This is a genomic window from Pedococcus sp. P2_E5, from assembly GCF_056403895.1.
The window spans coordinates 26,169-44,725 of sequence record NZ_JBFUEP010000039.1; the positions used below are offsets into that span (position 1 = coordinate 26,169).

The window sequence follows — 18,557 nt, forward strand, 5'->3', positions numbered from 1 at the left end:
ACGTCGATGAGGGTAACCCTCAACGTGACGTTGAGGTACTGCGATCGGTCGACGAGCACCACCACGGACTCGTCAGCACCGAGCGACGACCACCACCGAGCACCGCATTCAGGAAGGCCCACGCCGTGGCAGCACCACAGAACTACCTGGCCGTCATCAAGGTCGTCGGCATCGGCGGAGGTGGCGTCAACGCCATCAACCGCATGATCGAGGTCGGCCTCAAGGGCGTCGAGTTCATCGCCGTCAACACTGATGCGCAGGCGCTGCTGATGAGCGACGCGGACGTCAAGCTCGACATCGGCCGCGAGCTCACGCGGGGCCTCGGTGCCGGCGCCGACCCCGAGGTCGGCAAGAAGGCCGCCGAGGACCACGCGGAGGAGATCGAGGAGGTCCTCAAGGGTGCCGACATGGTCTTCGTCACCGCGGGTGAGGGTGGTGGCACCGGCACCGGTGGAGCGCCGGTGGTCGCCAAGATCGCCAGGGGGCTCGGTGCCCTGACCATCGGTGTGGTGACGCGCCCGTTCACGTTCGAGGGACGTCGTCGCGCCAACCAGGCGGAGACCGGCATCGCCAACCTGCGCGAAGAGGTCGACACGCTGATCGTCATCCCCAACGACCGGCTGCTGTCGATCAGCGACCGCACCGTCAGCATGCTCGACGCCTTCCGCTCGGCCGACCAGGTGCTGCTGTCCGGTGTCCAGGGCATCACCGACCTGATCACGACGCCGGGACTGATCAACCTCGACTTCGCCGACGTCAAGTCCGTCATGCAGGGCGCGGGCTCGGCCCTCATGGGCATCGGCTCCTCGCGGGGCGACGACAGGGCGGTCCAGGCCGCCGAGCTCGCCATCTCCAGCCCCCTGCTCGAGGCCAGCATCGACGGGGCACACGGCGTGCTCCTGTCCATCCAGGGCGGCAGCGACCTCGGTCTCTTCGAGATCAACGAGGCCGCGCGGCTGGTGCAGGAAGCGGCCCACCCCGAGGCCAACATCATCTTCGGCGCCGTCATCGACGACGCCCTCGGCGACGAGGTCCGGGTCACCGTGATCGCCGCAGGCTTTGACGGCGGCGCCCCCCTCAAGCGCGAGAACGACCGCGCGATCGGACAGATCCAGGGCTCCTCGCGCCCGGCGCAGCAGCAGCCGACCCAGGCATCACCAGCCGCCGCGGCTGCTCCGGCTGCCGAGGCGCCGAGGTTCGAGCCCTCCGCGCCGCCGGCCCCGTCGCGCGACGCCCCGGTGCAGACCTCGGAGGCAGCGCCGGTCGAGCCTGCGGCACAGCGCGAGCCCGCAGGTCGCCCGCCGCGGACCGTCACCTTCGACGAGGGCGACGACCTGGACGTGCCCGACTTCCTGAAGTAAGCAACACGCTGAGACCACGCCGACAGGGGCGCCGGACGACTCCGGCGCCCCTGTCGTAGGTTGGGGCGGTGTACTACTGGCGCGCGCACACCGGTCCCGTCCAATGGGGCTTCACCGACCGCGAGGGCGGCGTCAGCGGCGGCGAGTTCGACTCGCTCAACCTGGGTGGGCACGTGGGGGACGACGTCGTGGCCGTCGAGGAGAACCGTTCTCGGGTCGCGAAATCCGTTGGGGTACAACGCGATCACCTGTTGTTCATGCAGCAGTGCCATGGAAACGAGGTCATCGTCGTCGACCGGGAGTGGGGTTCCGAGGGCCCGCCGCCGGCGGATGGCCTGGTCACCGCCACCCCTGGGCTGGCCCTCGCGGTCCTCGTGGCCGACTGCACCCCGGTCCTGCTGGCCGACCCTGCTGCCGGCGTCGTGGGAGCCGTGCATGCCGGTCGGCCCGGGATGATGTCCCGCATCGTCGAGTCCGCGGTGCGTCAGATGCGCGACCTCGGTGCCCGCGACATCAGCGCCGTGGTCGGACCGTCGGTCTGCGGCCGGTGCTACGAGGTGCCGGAGCAGATGCGCGTGGCCGCGGCGGACGTGGCACCCGAGTCGTCCGCGCGGTCGTGGTCCGGCACTCCGGCCATCGATGTCGCGACGGGGGTCGTCGCCCAGCTGGTGGCCAACGGCGTCGGGGTGCAGTGGGTCCCGGGGTGTGCCCGCGAGGACCAGCGGCTGTTCTCCTACCGCAGGGACGGGCGCACCGGTCGCTGTGCCGGGGTCGTCGTGGCCGGGGTCGCGTGAGCAACGGGGCGGCGCGTCGCGCCGAGCTCGCCGACAACCTTGCCCGGGTCCGCGAGCGCATCGATGCGGCGTGTGCCCAGGCGGGACGGGATCCGTCGGACGTCCAGCTGATCGCGGTGACCAAGTTCTTCCCCGCCAGCGACATCGAGCTCCTCGTGGAACTCGGCATCGGCGCGATCGGGGAGAACCGCGACCAGGAAGCCTCGGTCAAGGTGTCCGAGCTGGCCCGGCGGCAGGACGTGCAGGTCCACTTCATCGGTCAGCTCCAGACCAACAAAGCAGGGTCGGTCGTGTCCTATGCCGACGTCGTGCAGTCTGTCGACCGTCCCAAGCTCGTCGCAGCCCTCGATCGCGCGGCCGCCGCCCACGGAGTCCGTCCCGCTGTCCTGGTCCAGGTCTCCCTCGACGACCCGCCCGACCGGGGCGGTGTCGAGCCGCAGTCCGCGGAGGCGCTGGCTGACCAGGTGGCTGGGTGCGACCACCTCGACCTGCGCGGGGTGATGGCGGTCGCGCCGCTCGGGGCCGACCCCGGGGCGGCCTTCGCCCGCCTGCGGACGGTGGCACACGGCATACAACAGGCTCATCGGGGGGCGACCTGGATCTCCGCGGGGATGAGCGGGGACCTCGAGGCTGCCGTGGCGCACGGAGCGACACACCTGCGTGTCGGGAGCGCAATCCTCGGTTCTCGGCAGTCACACCGGTAACTTCAGTCCCGAAGACGGCGATGACGTGGACCAGGCGTGATCGTGAACGGACAGTAGGCACTGAACCCAAAGGGAGCTCGCACATGGCTGGGGCGCTGCGCAAGACGATGGTGTACCTCGGGCTCGCCGAAGATGACGAGCGCTACGACGGTTACGACGAGTACGACTACGACGAGCCCGCCCGCCAGGAGGCACCGGCCGAGCGTTCGGCCGCCGTCACCCCGCTGCCGCAGCGCACGCCCGTGGCCAGGGTCGTCCGTGACGTCGAGGTGGGTGCGCTGAACCGCATCACCACGATCCACCCGCGCACCTACAACGAGGCCAAGAACATCGGCGAGAGCTTCCGCGACGGCACGCCGGTCATCATGAACCTCTCGGACATGGACGACTCGGACGCCAAGCGCCTGGTCGACTTCGCTGCCGGCCTGGTCTTCGGCCTGCACGGGCAGATCGAGAGGGTCACCTCCAAGGTGTTCCTGCTGTCCCCGGCACACGTCGAGGTCTCGGCCGAGGAGGGCCCCGCAGCCCCCACCGCGACCCGCGGCCTGTTCAACCAGAGCTGACCCACACAGCCCACGCCACGCTTCCCATGGCAGGGTGAGCCCATGCTGCTGGGTCAGAACATCGTCGCGAGCGCCCTTCGGTTCGTCGTCTTCCTCTTCTTCGTCATCCTGCTGGGACGGCTGGTCCTGGACTGGGTGCAGGCCTTCGCACGCGACTGGCGCCCGCGTGGCGCGATCCTCGTCGTCGCGGAGTTCGTGTACACGATCACCGACCCGCCTCTGAAGGCGTTGCGCAAGGTGATCCCCCCGCTGACGCTGGGCACCCTGCGCCTCGACCTGGCGTTCCTGGTCCTGATGCTGCTGACCAGCCTGGCGCTGAGCCTGCTCTAGCCGGACACTTTCCGACGAGCCTCATCCGGTCGGCGCCGCATCCTCTAGGCTGGCGCGTGACCCATTCTCTGGGATGCTTTACCTGCACTGCTCATGCCAGCCAACCGAGGTGACTACATGACGCTCACGCCTGAGGACGTCCTCAACAAGAACTTCACGCCGACGCAGTTCCGGCGTGGCTACGACGAACGCGAGGTCGACGACTTCCTCGACGAGGTGGTCGCCGAGATGCGTCGCATCGTCAAGGAGGGGGATGACCTCCGTGACCAGCTGAACGAGTGCCGGCAGACCAAGGGCATGCCGGTCGTCGCCAAGGCCGACCCCAACGCCGCGGCCGCCAAGGCAGCGGACGCCAAGGCCGCCCAGGAGGCGGAGGCGAAGGCCACCCGCGAGGCCGAGGAGCGCCTGGCCGCCATCGCGGCCAAGGCCGACGAGGCCGAGAAGGCAGCCCAGGAGCGGGTGGCGGCAGCCGTCGCTCGCGCCGAGGAGGCCGAGAAGACGGCGCAGGCACGCGCCGAGGAGGCCGAGCAGGCCGCCCAGGGTCGGATCTCGGACACCGAGAAGGGTGCCCAGGAGCGCGCGCAGGCCGTCGAGGCCCGCGCCAAGGAGGCGGAGCAGCGCGCGGCGCAGGCCGAGCAGCGTGCCGCCGAGGCGCAGCAGCAGGCAGAGGAGGCCCAGCAGCAGGCCGAGGAGCTCAAGCGCGCCAACGCCGAGCAGACCAAGGCCCTCGAAGCCGCACGAGTCGAAGCGGCGCAGGCGGCGCAGGCCGCCCAGGCGGCGCCCATCGTCGCAGCGGAACAAGGCAACAACGCCGCGGCAGTGGGTGCCGGGGCCGCAGCTGGTGGCGCCAGCGCCGCAGCACTGCTGGAGATGGCTCAGCGACTGCACGACGAGCACGTCGGGCAGGGCGAGTCCACCAGGGACCGCTTGATCTCCGAGGCACAGGCACGGCACGACGAGCTCGTGGGTGACGGCCAGAGCAAGTACGACGAGCTGCTCACGGTGGGCCAGAGCAAGCACGACGAGCTGATGTCCGTCGGTCAGTCCCGCCACGACGAGCTCCTCGCGACGGCGCAGGCCCGGCACGACGAGCTCGTCAGCGATGCGACCTCCAAGCACGAGCAGATGATCACGGAGGCCCGCGAGCGCTCGACCGGCATGGTCCACGAGGCCCAGCAGAAGAAGGCGCAGATCCTCGAGGAGCTCGGTCGTGAGCGCAGCATGCTCGAGAAGAAGATCGACGAGCTGCGGACCTTCGAGCGCGACTACCGTGCGCGACTGAAGAACTACATCGAGGAGCAGCTCGCCGACCTCGACCACATCGGTGTGGAGCCTGCAGAGGCCGGCGACGACGAGGACCAGGCGCAGGACGAGGGCAACTCCGACAACCAGTAGGAGACCCTGCGTCCGGCCACGGGCATCAGTGCACGAAGGGAGCGCCCACCGCATCGCGGTGGGCGCTCCCTGGCGTTCCGAGGGCCCGCGTTCCAACGGTTTTGGCTCCGACCGCGTTTTGCCGTTGAGTCCGCAGCGCCCAGCGCTTATCCTCACCGCACCTGTGCGCGCTCGTCTAGGAGCGCCATGCGACCGAGGGGCCTGGCACACCATGGTTCAAAAGGCGAGAGCGGCGACGAAGTCCGCATCGGCGAGCAAGGCTTCCAGCGCGACCAAGACCGCCCCTGCCAAGAAGACCACCTCGGCGAAGAAGGCCAGCGCCGCGCCCGCGAAGAAGACCGCGCCCGCGAAGAAGGCCAGCGCCGCCCCGGCCAAGAAGGCCGCGCCCGCCAAGAAGGCCGCGCCCGCGAAGAAGACCAGCGCCGCCCCGGCCAAGAAGGCCGCGCCCGCCACGAAGGCCAGCGCCGCGCCGGCCAAGAAGACCAGCGCCGCGCCGGCCAAGAAGACCAGCGCCGCGCCAGCCAAGAAGGCCGCGCCCGCGAAGAAGACCAGCGCGGCGCCCGCCAAGAAGGCCGCGCCCGCCAAGAAGGCCGCGCCCGCGAAGAAGACCAGCGCTGCGCCCGCCAAGAAGGCCGCGCCCGCGAAGAAGACCAGCGCCGCGCCCGCGAAGAAGACCAGCGCCGCCACCAGGACCGCCCCCCGGTCCTTGCGGGTCCGCGACGACGAGTCCCCGTGGACAGCCAAGGAGCTGCGCGAGATCCGCACCGCGATCGAGGGCGACGTCGCGCACCTGCGCCAGGAGATCACCGTCGCCGAGGCCGACCTGGTGGGGCTGATGCGGGATGCCGGCGACGGCGCCGGTGACGACCAGGCGGATGCCGGAGCCAAGACCTTCGAGCGCGAGCAGGAGATCTCGCTGGCCAACAACGCCCGCGAGATGCTCGACCAGAACCTCCACGCGATCGAGCGACTCGACAACGGCAGCTACGGAATCTGCGAGTCCTGCGGCAACCCGATCGGCAAACTTCGCCTTCAGGCCGCTCCTCGTGCGACCCTATGCGTGACATGCAAGACGAAGCAGGAGCGCCGCTGATCGCGGCCGACGAGTCCCCCTCCACCACCAGACCCACACCAGAGCGCCGCGGCCTCTTCGGCCTCATGGCCGCGGCGGCCCTCACGGCCTACCTCGCCGACCAGGCAACCAAGGCCTGGGCCCTGGACCACCTGGACCCGGGAGCGCCCGTCAACGTCGTCGGGGAGTTCATCCGGCTCAACCTGATCCGCAACGCGGGCGCCGCGTTCTCCATCGGCAACGGCGCCACCTGGGTGCTCACCCTGATCGCGTTCGCCGTGCTGGTCGTCATCATCCGCACCGCGCGCCGCATCGGCAGTCGCGGCTGGGCCTGGGCGCTGGGGCTGCTGCTGGGCGGATCGCTCGGCAACCTCACCGACCGGATGGTGCGCGAGCCGGGCCCCGGTCGGGGACACGTCGTGGACTTCATCGACTACTTCGGACTGTTCATCGGCAACGTCGCCGACATCGCCATCGTCGGCGCCGCCGCAGCCATCGGGCTGCTGGCCCTGCGCGGCATCGGCGTCGACGGCAAACGCCCCCACCACGGACGACACGAGGCCGCAGAATGACCGACGCCAGAACCCTTTTCGTCCCCGACGGCCTCGAGGGGGAGCGCGTCGACGCCGCCCTGGCCCGGCTCTTCGGGGTCTCGCGCACCAAGGCGGCCGACCTCGCCTCGGCGGGTGAGGTCCAGATCAACCACAAGCAGGCGGGCAAGTCCGACCGCGTGAGCGCCGGCGACCTCCTCGAGGTGACCCTGCCGGCCAGCGAGCAGAGCCCGACGCTCAAGGTGATCGCCGAGCCGGTGCCCGGGATGGGCATCATCCACGACGACGACGACCTCGTCGTGGTCGACAAGCCGGTGGGGGTGGCGGCCCACCCCAGCGTGGGCTGGACCGGCCCCACCGTCGTGGGCGGCCTCGCCGCGGCCGGCTACCGCATCGCCACGAGTGGGGCGAGCGAGCGGCAGGGGATCGTCTCGCGGCTCGACGTCGGGACCAGCGGACTGATGGTCGTCGCCAAGTCGGAGTACGCCTACAGCGTCCTCAAGCAGGCCTTCCGCAGCCGCAGCGTCGACAAGAAGTACCACGCCCTCGTCCAGGGTCTCCCCGACCCGGTGGTCGGCACCATCGACGCACCGATCGGCCGGCACCCGAACCACGACTACAAGTTCGCCGTGATGGAGAAGGGCAAGGCCAGCGTCACGCACTACGAGGTCATCGAGGCGTTCCGGGCCGTCTCGCTGCTCGACATCCACCTCGAGACCGGGCGCACCCACCAGATCCGGGTGCACTTCTCGGCGCTGCACCATCCCTGCGCGGGCGACCTGACCTACGGCGCGGACCCCAAGCTGGCGGCCCGCCTCGGCCTCGAGCGGCAGTGGCTGCACGCCGTGGGTCTGGGCTTCGACCACCCCGGCACCGGCAAGTACGTCACCTACGAGAGCCCGTACCCGCCCGACCTGGCCCAGGCGCTCGACCGGGTCTGAGGCACCACCCCGAGCCGATGAGGTATGCCGTGCGGGTCCCAGCAGGCGCGTGGGCGCCGGCTCCGCGGCATACCTGAGCGTGGTGGGGGAGGGCGTCGGGAACCCGCCGCGACACGGGGCCCCGACACGCCGAGGGGCAGTCGGTGGGGAGGCTTAGGATCGTCTCGATGTCCTCCCAGCCCGGCTCCCGCGCCTCCTCCAGCACCAGCTCGAACAGCAGCGACTCGTTCGTCCACCTCCACGTGCACACCGAGTACTCCATGCTCGACGGCGCGGCGCGGATCGGTGACCTGTTCACCAAGGCGGCCGAGATGGGGATGCCGGCCCTGGCCACCACCGACCACGGCTACGTCTTCGGCGCCTACGAGTTCTGGAAGAAGGCCCAGGGGACGGGCGTCAAGCCGATCATCGGCGTCGAGGCCTACGTCACGCCGGGCACCCACCGCACCGACAAGACCCGCGTGAAGTGGGGAGAGGACCACCAGTCGGGCGACGACGTGTCCGGTTCGGGCGCCTACACCCACATGACGCTGCTGGCCCGCAACAACAACGGTCTGCACAACCTGTTCCGGCTCGACTCCCAGGCCAGCCTCGACCAGGTCTACGCCAAGTGGCCGCGCATCGACCGCGAGCTGCTCGGCCAGTACGGCCAGGGGCTCATCGCGACGACCGGCTGCCCGTCGGGCGAGGTGCAGACCCGGCTGCGCCTCGGCCAGTACCGCGAGGCGCTGCAGGCTGCATCGGACTTCCGCGACATCTTCGGCCAGGACTACTACTTCGCCGAGCTGATGGACCACGGCCTCGACATCGAGCGGCGGGTGCAGAAGGACCTCCTGCGCCTGGCCCGCGAGCTCGGCCTGCCCCTGGTCGCGACCAACGACCTGCACTACACGACACGCGAGGACGCCAAGGCGCACTCCGCGCTACTGTGCGTGCAGTCCGGCTCGACCCTGATGGACCCCAACCGGTTCAAGTTCGACGCCGACGACTTCTACCTCAAGAGCCCGGCCGAGATGCGGCACACCTGGCGCGAGCTGCCCGAGGCCTGCGACAACACCCTGCTCATCGCCGAGATGTGCGACATCTCGTTCACCGAGGACGAGGGCCGCTACATGCCCCGGTTCCCTTGTCCCCCAGGGGAGAACGAGGAGTCGTGGTTCATCAAGGAGGTCCAGAAGGGGCTCGTCGAGCGATTCCCCACGGGCATCCCCGAGTACGCCACCACGCAGGCCGCCTTCGAGACCGACGTCATCGTGTCCAAGGGCTACGCCGGCTACTTCCTCGTCGTCGCCGACTTCATCAACTGGGCCAAGCAGAACCGCATCCGGGTCGGTCCCGGTCGTGGCTCCGGTGCGGGCTCGATGTGCGCCTACGCCATGAAGATCACCGACCTCGACCCGGTCCCGCACGGCCTGATCTTCGAACGGTTCCTCAACCCGGAGCGACCCTCGCTGCCCGACTTCGACGTCGACTTCGACGAGCGCCGACGCGGCGAGGTCATCAAGTACGTCACCGACAAGTACGGCGCCGACCGCGTCGCCCAGATCGTCACGTACGGCACCATCAAGGCCAAGCAGGCCGTCAAGGACGCCGCCCGCGTGATGGGTCACCCGTTCGTGGTGGGGGAGCAGCTCACCAAGGCGATGCCACCGGACGTCATGGGCAAGGGCGTGCCGCTGGCCGAGATCTACAACAAGGACCACAAGCGCTACAACGAGGGCGGCGACTTCCGGACGCTGGTCGACACCGAGCCGCACTTCAAGGAGATCGTCGACACCGCGCTCGGACTCGAGGGGCTCAAGCGGCAGTGGGGCGTCCACGCGGCCGGGGTGATCATGTCGAGCGAGCCGCTCATCGACGTCATCCCGATCATGCGACGGCTGCAGGACGGCCAGGTCATCACCCAGTTCGACTACCCGAGCTGTGAGGCGCTCGGGCTGGTCAAGATGGACTTCCTGGGCCTGCGCAACCTCACCATCCTCGACGACGCCATCGACAACGTGGCGGCCAACCGTGGCGAGGACATCGACCTCGACGCGCTGTCGAAGGACATGACCGACCAGCCCACCTTCGACCTCCTCTCGCGCGGTGACACCCTCGGGGTGTTCCAGCTCGACGGCGGCGGCATGCGCACGCTGCTCAAGCTGATGCAGCCCGACAACTTCGAGGACATCTCGGCGGCCCTGGCGCTCTACCGACCCGGTCCCATGGGGGTCAACGCCCACACCAACTTCGCCCTGCGCAAGAACGGCAAGCAGGAGCTGACGCCGCTCGACCCGCAGCTGGCAGGCAAGCTCCAGCAGGAGATGGTCGACGCCCTCCTCCCGATCCTCGGCACCACCTACGGCCTGGTCATCTACCAGGAGCAGGTCATGGAGATCGCCCAGAAGCTCGCGGGCTACACCCTCGGCAACGCCGACCTGCTGCGGCGTGCCATGGGCAAGAAGAAGAAGGAGGTCCTCGACGCCGAGTACGTCCCCTTCTCCCAGGGCATGAAGGCCAAGGGTTTCAACGAGGCCTCGATCGCGGCCCTGTGGGGCGTCCTGGTGCCGTTCTCGGACTACGCCTTCAACAAGGCGCACACCGCGGCCTACGGGCTGGTGTCCTACTGGACCGGCTACCTCAAGGCCAACTACCCGGCCGAGTACATGGCTGCCCTGCTCACCAGCGTCGGCGACGACAAGGACAAGTCCGCGCTCTACCTCGGCGAGTGCCGGCGGATGGGCATCAAGGTGCTGCCCCCCGACGTCAACGACTCGGTGGCGCGGTTCGCCGCGGTGGGCACCGACATCCGGTTCGGGATGCAGGCGATCCGCAACGTCGGGCACAACGTCGTCGAGGCCATCGTGGCCGCGCGCGAGGAGAAGGGCGCCTTCACCTCGTTCAAGGACTTCCTGTCCAAGTGCCCTGCCGTGGTCTGCAACAAGCGCACCATCGAGTCACTGATCAAGGCCGGCGCCTTCGACGGACTGCAGGAGTCGCGCCAGGGCCTCTACCGCGTGCACGAGGACTTCGTCGACAACTTCGTCGACATCAAGCGCCAGGAGGCGATCGGCCAGGACTCGCTGTTCGGGTCCTTCGGCGACGACGCGGCAGGGGAGTCCGTCGACTTCTCCGTGCTGCCGACCATTCCCAGCGTCGAGTGGGACAAGAAGACCCTGCTGCAGTTCGAGCGCGAGATGCTGGGTCTCTACGTGTCCGACCACCCGCTGTTCGGCATCGAGCACGTGCTCAGCTCGCACGCCGACACCTCCATCGCGAGCCTGATGGGCGAGGACGGCAAGCCCGAGGGCGCCAACGTCACCATCGCCGGCCTGATCACCGGGCTGCAGGTCAAGCGCACCAAGAAGGGCGACCTGTGGGCGATCGTCACGGTCGAGGACCTCGAGGGCGCGATCGAGTGCCTCTTCTTCCCCAGCGCCTACCTCACGGTGCAGCACGCCCTCACCCACGACGCCGTCGTCGTCGTCAAGGGCCGGGTCAACCGTCGCGACGACACCCCGACCATCTTCGCCTCCGACCTGACGCTGCCCGACATCTCCGAGGGGCCGCGTGGCCCCGTCGTCGTCACCATCGACACCAACCGGGCCACCCAGACCAAGGTCGAGGAGCTCAAGTCGGTGCTGTCGTCGCATCCCGGCTCCACCGAGGTGCACGTCCGGCTGAGCCAGCCGGGCCGCTCGGTCCTGATGAGGCTCGAGGACTCGTACCGCGTCAACGCCACGGAGGCGCTCTTCGGCGATCTCAAGGTGATCCTCGGCCCGCGCTGCCTGGCCGGCTGAGGCCACCACATAGGGTGCGAGCGTGACCATGCCTGAGGCAAGCCCGCCCATCGCTGCGCCGACCCCACCACGGGCCGCGCAGCGCGAGAGCACGCGGGAACACCACGGGGACGTCGTCGTCGACCGCTACGAGTGGCTGCGTGACAAGGAAGACCCGGCGGTGCGCGCGCACCTGGAGGCGGAGAACGACTACGCCGAGGCAGTGACGGCCGACCTCCAGCCGCTGCGCGACGCGATCTTCGAGGAGATCCGCTCCCGCACCCAGGAGACCGACCTCTCGGTCCCTGTGGCGAGCGGCCCCTGGTGGTACTACTCCCGCAGCTTCGAGGGCTCCCAGTACGCCGTCGAGTGCCGTGCGCCCCGCGTCGAGGGCGTGCCGCGGCCGATGCCTGAGCCCGGGTCCGAGGTCGAGGGCGAACAGGTCCTGCTCGACGCGAACGCCGAGGCCGCGGGGCATGACTTCTTCGCGCTCGGGGCGCTGACCGTGAGCCCCGACCACCAACGCCTCGCGTATGCCGTGGACACCGAGGGCGACGAACGGTTCGCCTTGCGGGTCAAGGACCTTCGCACGGGCGACGTCATCGACACCGCGGTCGACGAGGTGGGTTACGGGTGCGTGTTCTCGCTGGACGGCCAGCACCTCTTCTACACGCGGGTCGACGACACCTGGCGCCCCCACCAGGTCTGGCGACACCAGGTCGGCACCCCCGCCACCGATGACGTCCTCGTCCACCACGAGGAGGACGAGCGGTTCTGGATGGGGGTGGGGTCCTCCCGGGACGACCGCTGGTTGATGATCGGCCTGGGTTCGAAGACGACGTCGGAGGTCCGGATCCTCGACGCCGGCGACCCGACGGGTGAGTTCAGGGTCGTCGCGCCCCGGCGCGAGGGCGTCGAGTACGACGTGGAACCCGCCGGAKACCGCCTCCTCATCGTGCACAACGCGGACTCGATCGACTCCGACCTGGCGTGGGCGCCGCTGGACGCCACGTCGGCCGACCAGTGGYAGACCCTGATGCGCGCAGGGCGAGGCGAGCGGTTCCAGGGCATCGACGCGTTCGACGAGGTGGCCGTGCTGTCGCTGCGCAGGGACGGGCTGACCGCCCTGCGGGTCCTCGACCGCGACCCGGCCCAGGCATCGGGCTTCGCCGGCCACCACGACCTGGAGTTCCACGAGCCGGTCTACTCCGTCGGGCTCGGCGACAACCCCGAGAGTGCCACGACCCGGCTGCAGGTGGTCTTCGAGTCGATGGTGACGCCCAAGACCGTCTACGACTACGACGTCGTGAGCCGCGAGTTCCAGCTGCTCAAGCGACAGCCCGTGCTCGGCGACTACGACCCCACGCAGTACGAGCAGCGGCGCGAGTGGGCGACCGCAGCCGACGGCACCAAGGTGCCGCTGTCGTTGGTCTACCCCGCCGGCGCCCATCCCGACGGCACCCACCCGGGGCTGCTCACCGCCTACGGGTCGTACGAGATCTCGTCCGACCCCTACTTCTCGGTGGCCAGGCTGTCGCTGCTCGAACGCGGCTTCGTCTACGCCATCGCCCACGTTCGCGGGGGCGGCGAGCTCGGTCGGGCGTGGTACGACGACGGCAAGCTGGCGACCAAGAAGAACACCTTCACCGACTTCGTCAGCTCGGCGGAGCACCTCGTCGCGAGCGGGTGGGTCGCGCCGGATCGGCTGGTGGCAGAAGGCGGTTCGGCTGGGGGTCTGCTCATCGGCGCGGCGCTCAACCTTGCGCCGACACGGTTCCGCGCCGTGCACGCCGCGGTGCCCTTCGTCGACGCCCTCACCACGATCCTCGACCCCTCGCTGCCGCTGACCGTGGTGGAGTGGGAGGAGTGGGGCAACCCCTTGACGGACCCCGAGGTGTACGGCTACATGAAGTCCTACTCGCCGTACGAGAACGTCCACCACGCGGCATACCCGGCGGTGCTTGCCACCACGTCGCTCAACGACACGCGGGTGTTCTTCACCGAACCGGCGAAGTGGGTTGCCCGCCTGCGGGAGGAGACGACCAGTGACCCGGCCGACCGTCCCGTCCTGCTGCGCACCGAGATGGTGGCGGGCCACGGTGGCAAGAGTGGGCGCTACGACGCGTGGCGGCAGGTGGCGTGGGAGTGGGCCTTCCTCATCGACCAGGTGGGCGCCGTCACGAGGAACTCCCGATTGAGTGGCGAGTGATCGTGTCTCAGGTCGCGCAGGGGCAATACCCTTTCGGATAGAGCGGTCGACGTCGGACAGAGGCGGAATGCGTGGGTGAGGGCGGAACGCAGGAGGCGCGACGTCTCGCTGCCCACAGCGACTGGGCCGCGACGCCGCTCGGGCCCCGGTCGCAGTGGCCCGCACAGCTCGAAGCTGCCTGGGAGATCGCTCTGGAGTGTCCCCTGCCGGTTGCGCTCCTGTGTGGAGCCGAGCTCACCATGCTCTACAACGACGCCTTCCGCGACCTGCTGGGCAGCAAGCACCCGTCGGCTTTCGGCCAGTCCGCGCGCACGGTGGTGGCCGAGGTCTGGAACGACCCCAAGGTCGGTCCACTCCTGGAGCGCGCGTACTCCGAGGCAGAGGCCTTCCTCGACGAGGGCACCGAGCTGCGGCTCGACCGCGGGCGGGCGTCGGACGACGGCGGGGGCAAGGGCCTCCCGGACGGGCTGGAGGACGGGACCGACGTCGGGTACTACCTGAGGAGCGGATCGCCGGTCCGGGCCGACGACGGGAGCGTGCTGGCCGTGCTGCACGTCATCGTCGAGACCACCAGTGCCATCGGGAGAGCCCGCGCCGTCGCGAAGCTGGCTGCCCAGCTCGCCGTCGCAGTCACCGTCGACGACGTGTGCAAGGTGGTCCTGCGCCAGGCGATGGTGGCCTTCGACGGACTCTCGGTGTCGATCTGCCTGCCGTCACCGGGCCCGGCCTCGTGGCGGATGGCGCGACGACACCGGATCGAGCAGCTCTCGCCCGACGAGGAGCGGTTGCCCCTGATCTGGTCCGAGCTCGGGGAGGACATGGCGTCGGTCATCGCCCAGTCGATCGCGCGGGGCGAGCCCTACCTGTCCGACAACGGTGAGATCGTGGCCGTCCCGTTCTGGGCAGGGAGGGGGCAGGCCGCGCTCGTCATCCAGCGCCAGGCCGTCCCGGTGCCGCACGACGTCGTGGCGGTGCTGGCGCCGTTCCGTGAGCTCGTGGGCGACGCCCTGGGCCGGGCCGTCGTCTACGACGCCGAACGCACCACCGCCGAGCTGCTCCAACGCACCCTGCTGCCACCCAACCTCCCGCAGTCCGATGCGATCAGCATCGCCGCTCGGTACGAACCGGTGTCGGAGGGGACGGTGGCAGGGGGAGACTTCTACGACTCGTTCTTCCTCCCGGACGGCCGGCTGGCGGTGGTCATCGGAGACGTCGTCGGTCGCGGAGTCATGGCGGCGACGGTGATGGGTCAGGTCCGTGCCGCCGTGCGGGGTGCGGCGCTGACCAACAGCGACCCTGCCTCGGTCATGAACGCACTGGACCGGGTGGTCTGGGACCTGGATGCCCTGTGGCCCGCGTCGATGCCGCTCGGTTCACCCCGGGCACGACCCGGGATGGCCTTCGGCGGCGAGCTGTTCGTGACGATGCTGTACGGCACAGTGGATCCCGAGACGGGCGACGTGGTGCTGGCCAGCGCTGGGCACCCGCTCCCGGCGCTGCTCTTCGGCCAGGCCTCCAGGGCCGATGGCCGGGCGCGGGGTGAGCTGGTGACGATGCCGGTTGGTCCACCGCTGGGCATCGAGGGAGTCAGACCGGCCCACCACCTCACCCTCGGGGTCGGCGACATGCTGGTCGGCTTCACCGACGGGTTGCTCGAGCGTCGGGGCGAGGCCTTCGACGAGGGCGAGGCCAGGCTGCTGGAGGTGCTCGCCGACCTGCCGCCGGGCAGTCCGCGCAGTGTGGCGCAGCACGTCATGGACTCGATGCTGCAGACCTCCGGTCAGGAGGACGACTGCGCGGTGCTGGCCATCGGGCGCTCACCCGAGGGTCACCGGCGGGCCGCGATCGTGGTGCCACCCATGCCGGAGTCGGTGCGTGCAGCCCGTGACTGGGCTCGCGAGCAGCTCACCGACTGGAACGTTGGTGACGGTGACCAGCACACCATCGTCACGGGGATCTCCGAGCTCATCACCAACGCCGTGCTGCACGCCGGAACCGAGTCGCACCTCACCATGGACCTCGACACCGGCATCCTCGCGGTGACGGTCGCCGACAGCGGCAACAGGGGCGAGCCACTCCTGACTGGCGCGGAGCCCATGGCCGTCCGCGGTCGTGGACTGTCACTCGTGCGCGCCATCGCCGACTCGTTCGGAGCCCATCGCACGTCGGCAGGCTCCACCGTCTGGTTCGAGGTGGCCGTCGAGCTGCTCGGGGCGCAGCCCACCGCTCAGGGTTGGGCCGGCTGACCCGCGCACCCGCGAGCCGCTCCTCACCGACCGGGTGAGCCGTCGCACGACTCGGTGGAGCACCGTCGGACTCGTCCGGATGTGGTGTGGAGTGACCGATCGTCCGTTCGGCCAGCCCTCGTTGACCAACGAACGACAGGGCCCGGTCCGGCGCGCCGCCAACACCTGGCCTGCGGCATCGTTCATGCTGCGCCTCAGAAGGATTGCCCCGATGAGTGCTCCTCCGGAACGGCGAAGGGTCGATGGATATGTGGCAACGGCTGCTCGAACGGTTCGTCCCGCTCAGGGACGAGGACGTCTCGTCCCTCGACCGGCGTGACGGTGTGGGCGCCTCGAGCGGCTCTGTTCTGGACCTGCCTCGTGGCGTCGGCGCGCCGGCAGCGCCTGCGGGTCGCACACGCACGGCCTACGAGGGACGCATCAGCCCGCTGACCTCCTGATTGCGCTGCCGCCCCTCGCGTTGCAGGGTGGTGGCACCGTGGGCGACCAAGCGCCCACCTCCGAAGTGGAGAGCGCCATGGGTTTCCTCGATCGACTGCTCGGCCGCGAGCCGCTCCAGACCCAGGGCGGGTATGCCGGGTCGGCGCCGCCTGCCCGACCGGCACCTGGGCAGGGCGCACCCGCCGCAGCCGGCGGCACCCAGGGCAACGCCGGCCAGAGAGGCGCCGCGGGCGCAACCGACGAGCAGGCGATCGCGCGGTACCGGTACCTGCTTCGGACCGCGCCACCGGAGTCGCTGGAGCAGGTGCACGCAGAGGCCTTCGCCCGACTGACGCCCCAGCAGCGTGAGCAGGTGCTGGCCGAGCTGTCGTCCGGTCTGCCTGCCGGTGAATCCGCCCCCACCTCAGACCCGCAGTCGATGGCGCGGGCCGCCACGCGGGCCGAGCTGCGGCAACCGGGCTACCTCGAGCAGACCTTCAGCCGGGGCCGGTTCGGTGGCGGGCTGGGCGGCCCGGGGATGGGCGGCAGCATCATGGGTTCGATGATGGGCACGATCGCCGGTGTGGTCATCGGGTCGGCGATCGCCGACGCGCTGTTCGACGGCTACGACTCCTCGCCGGAGGCGGCCGAGGCAGCAGACACCACCAGCGGGTCGGACGGCTCGGACGGCTCGGACGGCTCGGACGGGTCGGGAGCTGACACCGGTGGGGAAGACGGCGCCGGGGGAGACGCTGCAGGGGACCCCGGCGGCGACGCGGGTGTCGCCGGCGACGACTACGGCTCGGGCGGGTTCGACTCCGGCGGCTTCGACTCCGGTGGCTTCGACTCCGGTGGCTTCGGTGGCGGCGACTTCGGTGGTGGCGGCGACATGGGCGGGTTCTGACCCCACCCGCGACATCGGACCTTGCCCGCCGAGCTGCCCAGAGCAGTCAGGCCGGCTACGTCGCCGACGCGCCGAACCGGTTCGCGCCGGGGCTGGAGTCGACCACCCACAGCACGGCCAGGACGATGATGCCGGCGACCGGCGCAAGGGCGATGAGCTGCCACCAGCCGCTGCGGTCCGTGTCGTGCAGGCGCCGTGCGCCGACCGCCAGCGTCGGCACGAGCAGGGCGATCCCGACGAGGGTCCGAAGCGGCCCGCCCGCCACATCAGAGCCGAGACTGCCGAAGAGTGCGTTGTCCAGCACCTGCATGGCGGCCGAGACGAGGGCCGTGAAGAGCACGAACCACCACAGCTCGGAACGTCGCGCCCGACCGGTGAACGTCGCGTACTGCCGCAGGACGCTGCTGATGGCCTGTGCGAACGTCATGTGACCCCTTCGTGCGTGGGTGGCCCGTCGATGTTCTCACGCCTCGTGCAGCCCGACGCCGTCCCTCAGCGGTTTGAGAGGATGGGCGCCGTGCCTGAGTCGGTGTGGTTTCCCAGTACGAGCGGACCGCGACTCGCCGGCGTCATCGACCAGCCCGAGGGACACGTGCGGGGCTGGGGTGTCTTCTCCCACGGCTTCACCCTGGGCAAGAACAGCCCCGCCGCGAACCGGATCTGCAAGCAGCTGGCCCACGAGGGCATCGGGATGCTGCGCTTCGACAACCTCGGGCTCGGCGAGTCCGAGGGGGACTGGGGCGACGGGTCGTTCTCGCACAAGGTCGCGGACACCGCCCAGGCCGTGCGGTTCATGAACGACTCCGGGCGCCTGGTGAGGCTGCTCGTAGGGCACTCCTTCGGAGGCGCGGCGGTGATCGCGGCCGCCCACCACCTCGAGTCCGTGCGCGCCGTGGCGAGCATCGGGGCGCCGTACGAGCCAGGGCACGTGGAGCACAACTATGACGCGCTCGTGGAACGCATCCTTGCCGACGGGGAGGCTCCGTTCCTGATCGGTGGCAAGGCGCTCGTCCTGCGCCGCCACTTCATCGAGGACGTGCGCGCGGTGGACCTGCACGAGCAGATCCGCACCCTGCGTAGGGCGCTGCTGGTGATGCACTCTCCGACCGACAACACGGTGGGCATCGCAAACGCGAGCGAGATCTTCCGGGCCGCTCGGCACCCGCGCAGCTTCGTGTCACTCGAGGGGGCCGACCACCTGCTCACCGGCAGGAACCAGGCCAAGCGGGCGGCCCGCATCATCAGCGCGTGGGCGGACCCCTACCTCGTGGAGCGGTGACGACGGCGTCGACGACACCAGCGAGTC

At 70.0% G+C, this 18,557-nt stretch carries 16 protein-coding genes; 15 read left to right on the plus strand and 1 reads right to left on the minus strand.

The features are described from left to right. Positions 1-125 precede the first annotated feature (125 nt). From ftsZ to AC1DVZ_RS14135, 14 genes are all read left to right on the plus strand, one after another. Positions 126-1,361, plus strand: a complete 1,236-nt coding sequence (ftsZ, locus tag AC1DVZ_RS14070) for a cell division protein FtsZ (RefSeq protein WP_477618822.1) — start codon at positions 126-128, stop codon at positions 1,359-1,361. 68 nt (positions 1,362-1,429) lie between these two features. Further along, the gene (pgeF, locus tag AC1DVZ_RS14075; RefSeq protein ID WP_477618823.1) at positions 1,430-2,155 is read left to right on the plus strand and encodes a peptidoglycan editing factor PgeF; all 726 of its coding nucleotides are present in this window, start codon (positions 1,430-1,432) and stop codon (positions 2,153-2,155) included. Further along, positions 2,152-2,859 carry a YggS family pyridoxal phosphate-dependent enzyme gene (locus tag AC1DVZ_RS14080; protein ID WP_477618824.1) on the plus strand — a complete coding sequence of 236 codons (708 nt, stop codon included), beginning with the start codon at positions 2,152-2,154 and terminating at the stop codon, positions 2,857-2,859. Before pgeF ends, AC1DVZ_RS14080 begins: the two co-directional genes overlap by 4 nt. 83 nt (positions 2,860-2,942) lie before the next feature. Beyond that, positions 2,943-3,422, plus strand: coding sequence for a cell division protein SepF (locus tag AC1DVZ_RS14085; RefSeq protein ID WP_477618825.1), 480 nt, complete (start codon positions 2,943-2,945; stop codon positions 3,420-3,422). A gap of 42 nt (positions 3,423-3,464) precedes the next feature. Beyond that, positions 3,465-3,752 (plus strand): YggT family protein, encoded by a 288-nt coding sequence (locus AC1DVZ_RS14090; RefSeq protein WP_477618826.1) that lies wholly within the window; start codon positions 3,465-3,467, stop codon positions 3,750-3,752. A gap of 117 nt (positions 3,753-3,869) precedes the next feature. Further along, a complete protein-coding gene (locus AC1DVZ_RS14095; RefSeq protein WP_477618827.1) occupies positions 3,870-5,147 on the plus strand; it encodes a DivIVA domain-containing protein in 1,278 nt (425 codons plus the stop codon). Positions 5,148-5,358: 211 nt separating this feature from the next. Then, positions 5,359-6,240 carry a TraR/DksA family transcriptional regulator gene (locus AC1DVZ_RS14100; protein ID WP_477618828.1) on the plus strand — a complete coding sequence of 294 codons (882 nt, stop codon included), beginning with the start codon at positions 5,359-5,361 and terminating at the stop codon, positions 6,238-6,240. Further along, positions 6,213-6,791: a signal peptidase II gene (locus tag AC1DVZ_RS14105; RefSeq protein ID WP_477618829.1), complete on the plus strand. Its 579-nt coding sequence runs from the start codon at positions 6,213-6,215 to the stop codon at positions 6,789-6,791. Before AC1DVZ_RS14100 ends, AC1DVZ_RS14105 begins: the two co-directional genes overlap by 28 nt. After that, the gene (locus AC1DVZ_RS14110; RefSeq protein ID WP_477618830.1) at positions 6,788-7,711 is read left to right on the plus strand and encodes an RluA family pseudouridine synthase; all 924 of its coding nucleotides are present in this window, start codon (positions 6,788-6,790) and stop codon (positions 7,709-7,711) included. The genes AC1DVZ_RS14105 and AC1DVZ_RS14110 overlap by 4 nt, the downstream gene beginning before the upstream one ends. Positions 7,712-7,878: 167 nt before the next feature. Further along, positions 7,879-11,493: a DNA polymerase III subunit alpha gene (gene dnaE, locus AC1DVZ_RS14115; protein ID WP_477618831.1), complete on the plus strand. Its 3,615-nt coding sequence runs from the start codon at positions 7,879-7,881 to the stop codon at positions 11,491-11,493. Positions 11,494-11,521: 28 nt separating this feature from the next. Continuing rightward, positions 11,522-13,681 carry a S9 family peptidase gene (locus AC1DVZ_RS14120; protein WP_477618839.1) on the plus strand — a complete coding sequence of 720 codons (2,160 nt, stop codon included), beginning with the start codon at positions 11,522-11,524 and terminating at the stop codon, positions 13,679-13,681. A gap of 71 nt (positions 13,682-13,752) precedes the next feature. Continuing rightward, entirely contained in the window at positions 13,753-15,927 is a 2,175-nt protein-coding gene (locus AC1DVZ_RS14125) for an ATP-binding SpoIIE family protein phosphatase (RefSeq protein ID WP_477618832.1), read from the plus strand. A 215-nt stretch (positions 15,928-16,142) separates the two neighbouring features. Further along, entirely contained in the window at positions 16,143-16,367 is a 225-nt protein-coding gene (locus AC1DVZ_RS14130) for a hypothetical protein (RefSeq protein ID WP_477618833.1), read from the plus strand. 77 nt (positions 16,368-16,444) lie between these two features. After that, a complete protein-coding gene (locus AC1DVZ_RS14135) occupies positions 16,445-17,251 on the plus strand; it encodes a hypothetical protein (protein ID WP_477618834.1) in 807 nt (268 codons plus the stop codon). A gap of 55 nt (positions 17,252-17,306) precedes the next feature. Here AC1DVZ_RS14135 and AC1DVZ_RS14140 read toward each other — a convergent pair whose 3' ends face one another. Next, the gene (locus AC1DVZ_RS14140) at positions 17,307-17,678 is read right to left on the minus strand and encodes a DUF805 domain-containing protein (protein ID WP_477618835.1); all 372 of its coding nucleotides are present in this window, start codon (positions 17,676-17,678) and stop codon (positions 17,307-17,309) included. A gap of 90 nt (positions 17,679-17,768) precedes the next feature. On the opposite strand from AC1DVZ_RS14140, the gene AC1DVZ_RS14145 reads away from it, so the two are divergent. After that, the gene (locus AC1DVZ_RS14145) at positions 17,769-18,530 is read left to right on the plus strand and encodes an alpha/beta hydrolase family protein (protein WP_477618836.1); all 762 of its coding nucleotides are present in this window, start codon (positions 17,769-17,771) and stop codon (positions 18,528-18,530) included. Positions 18,531-18,557 lie beyond the last annotated feature (27 nt).